Raw genomic sequence first — 2,644 nt, forward strand, 5'->3', positions numbered from 1 at the left:
ACCACCACCCGAAGGACGAACCAGGACGAATCCTCAACCCCGACCGACCACCCCAGGCCGGCGCGCGCACGTGAATGATCGAGGCCGGGCCCGATCCGACGACCGCGCCGAACATGCCGCTCAAGTCGAGGAAGCCTGGAAGGACCGGGCCCTCAACGCCGAAGACGGTCTCAAGAAGGCATACGCTGAAATCTCCGCCCACCGGAGCCAGATCGGTCAACTCCTAGCCCGAATACGCGACTTCGAGACCGATCTGCCCGCCGAGGCCCACGGCCGGGTGGTCGCTGAGAACACCACTCTCAAGCAGAAGTTCCGCCAGCTCACAGCCGAGAACCGAACTCTGAGCGACCGCCTTCAAGCAGCCCGCTCCAACGCCAGGTTCGCGGACAAACGCATCTCCGAGTTGGAGATGTTGCTCCTCGACTCCGGGGCCGTCCCTGACAGCGGCTCTTGACTCGGCCGCACTCACGCAGCAGCGGATTCCAGTGGGAAGTCCGGCACTTGCGACCAGGACAACGTCTTCCCCAGCTCCGCTGCCACCTCGTTGGCGACGGCTTCAGCCCCGTCCCGAAAAATCCTGGCACAGGTGATCGCGCCATGCACGACCAGCGAATGCTTGCCCCCCGGCATGGCCCTCAGTACGTCCGAAGCGGACGGGACAGAATTGTTGGCGTTGTTCCCCTTGGTTACGGGCCCCGGCCAGACCTCGGTCCGCCACCCGCTCGTCAGCCCATGGGTCAGACAATGCCGCACCTGGATCCAGGACTGAGAAGCCGCAACTGCGTCATCCCAGCCGATCATGCCCCCTTTCCACCAGCCGTTCGCACCGATAGCGGGGGGCACCCATACCCCTAGGTTGAAATTGCTGACCAGTCTGGCGCGCACGGCCGGGAAGCTCTGATTCACCAGCTTCTGCACCTCTGCCAGGCTCGGGTTCGTGAGGTTCACGTTCTTCGCAATCTGCGCGAAACTGGCCCCCTGCAAATAGAAGGCGGTCGCGAAAAAATCCTCAGCGAACCCTTCGAAGGCTGAGATCGCACCGAGCGCGATCGCGGGCGCCAAGGCACCGTGGTTGCCCGGGTTGCCTCGCTTCCTCGGATGAAGCTCCAGCAGCCGCGACGGAACACTGAGCGAACGCGCGAACCGATCGACGCTCAGCTGCAGGCTTGGAGTAAGCGCTGCCGTCGTCATGGGCACACCTCGAATCAGAGAGCGATCAGTGTCCAGAGGATGCCATCTACGCCTTCGGCCTGTGCAGGAACCTTGCTGTCGGCGTACTTCTTTGAGCGCTCCACCAAGTACAGAGGTATGTGCACCAGCAAGGGCCCTGCGATCAATCGACGTCATCCCGCGGGCATGGCAGTGGCAGGGCGGTGAACCTCCAGGATGACTGCGGTGCCGGCCACGGATCGGTCCTCGTGCATGGTGATCAGCTGGCCGGGCTGGACGTGCTTCCACTGCGCGGGAGTGAGGGGCACGAGGCGAACCGTGGCTCGCCCGCCGGGCTCCAGAGAAGGCATGTCCTCGACCCAGAGCCGGGCGATGTTGACCGCGCGTTCACCGGCGGGTGAGAGGTGTCCGATGTCCCACATGGGTCGCAGAACACCCTGGCCAGCGATTGACGTCGTGCGTCGTCCCTCGGCGGCAAGACGGAGCGTCAGGTCCGCCCGGATCACGCCGTTGCGGATCTCGGAGCACCGCCAGTGGCACCAGGCCGAGCTCCGCTCAAGGCGGAGCTGTTCAGCCGCGTCGGCGAGCTTTTCCCAGAATGCGAGAGGAAGCGGGAGACCGTCCCCGAGCTCCTCCAGCAGGCCCAGGGCGATCTCCCACTCGTCGTGGACGAGGTAGGCCCAGATGTCTCGCACCGTGATGTCGTTCTCGGTGGCGGTCTCTTCCGGAACCAGCAGGGAAGCCGATTCGAGCAGCTCAGGGACGTCCATGCGCTCATTGTCGGCCACGTCGTTGTCAGGCTGCGTTGTCCTGGTCTCGCTCGATGGCAGCGAGCCGGTTCTTGAGCCGGTAGCTGGAGCCGTTGATATTGGTAACCACGGCTAACGGATGTTGGGGAATACCTCGGATCTGGAGGTATCACCTGTCTCGATACATGTCCTCGTCGGGCTCCCAGTCGGCGTAGTACTCGTCGAGCGTCATGTCGATGGGAACTTCCTCAGCAAGATCTCCCAGTTCCTCGGCGCCATCGAGGTCAAGGCCGCAGGCAGAGCAGCTGAAGGCATAGGGAGCGAACCAGACACCTTCATCACTACTCAGGACGTATGTCTCTCCAATGAGTCCGCCCCGTGACCCGCAAGCGGGGCATAGCGCTTCCTCGATGTGTTCCCCGTGGATAGGTGATGGCTGGGGCTGAGTGACCGTGGCCAGCACGGCCTCTCGCTCCTTCGCAGCCAAGTGACCGTAACGCTGCGCGAAGATCGCTCGCGCTTTGACGAGCTTGCTCTCCAGCGCGACGCGAGCTTCCTCGACATGCTTCGCGATCAGCATGTCGTGAAGCTGCCCGTAGTCGCCCCAGTAGGTTTTGGGGTCGATCTGTAGCTCTGTCCGGAGTTCCGCAGCAGAGGTAGCGGCATAGTCGCTGGAAATAGGGTTTGACCTGCGAAAACACAGCATGGCCCGGTGACGTGGCGTG

General features: G+C 63.4%; 3 protein-coding genes and 1 pseudogene. 1 reads left to right on the plus strand and 3 read right to left on the minus strand.

Annotated elements, in window-relative coordinates; translation table 11 throughout:
* The first annotated feature begins 70 nt into the window (after nucleotides 1-70).
* On the plus strand, nucleotides 71-454 hold the full coding sequence (locus H8R17_RS45030; RefSeq protein ID WP_187828926.1) for a hypothetical protein: 384 nt from the start codon (nucleotides 71-73) through the stop codon (nucleotides 452-454).
* An 11-nt stretch (nucleotides 455-465) separates the two neighbouring features.
* Here H8R17_RS45030 and H8R17_RS45035 read toward each other — a convergent pair whose 3' ends face one another.
* The 3 genes and pseudogenes from H8R17_RS45035 to H8R17_RS45045 form a co-directional block, all read right to left on the minus strand.
* Complete coding sequence (locus tag H8R17_RS45035; protein ID WP_187828927.1) at nucleotides 466-1,191, minus strand: hypothetical protein; 726 nt, start codon at nucleotides 1,189-1,191, stop codon at nucleotides 466-468.
* A gap of 152 nt (nucleotides 1,192-1,343) precedes the next feature.
* The gene (locus tag H8R17_RS45040; RefSeq protein WP_187828928.1) at nucleotides 1,344-1,940 is read right to left on the minus strand and encodes a hypothetical protein; all 597 of its coding nucleotides are present in this window, start codon (nucleotides 1,938-1,940) and stop codon (nucleotides 1,344-1,346) included.
* 148 nt (nucleotides 1,941-2,088) lie between these two features.
* A pseudogene (locus H8R17_RS45045) lies at nucleotides 2,089-2,644 on the minus strand (hypothetical protein); the annotation flags it as partial.

The organism is Streptomyces sp. TRM68367, assembly GCF_014495685.1.
In the GTDB taxonomy this organism is placed as follows: domain Bacteria; phylum Actinomycetota; class Actinomycetes; order Streptomycetales; family Streptomycetaceae; genus Streptomyces.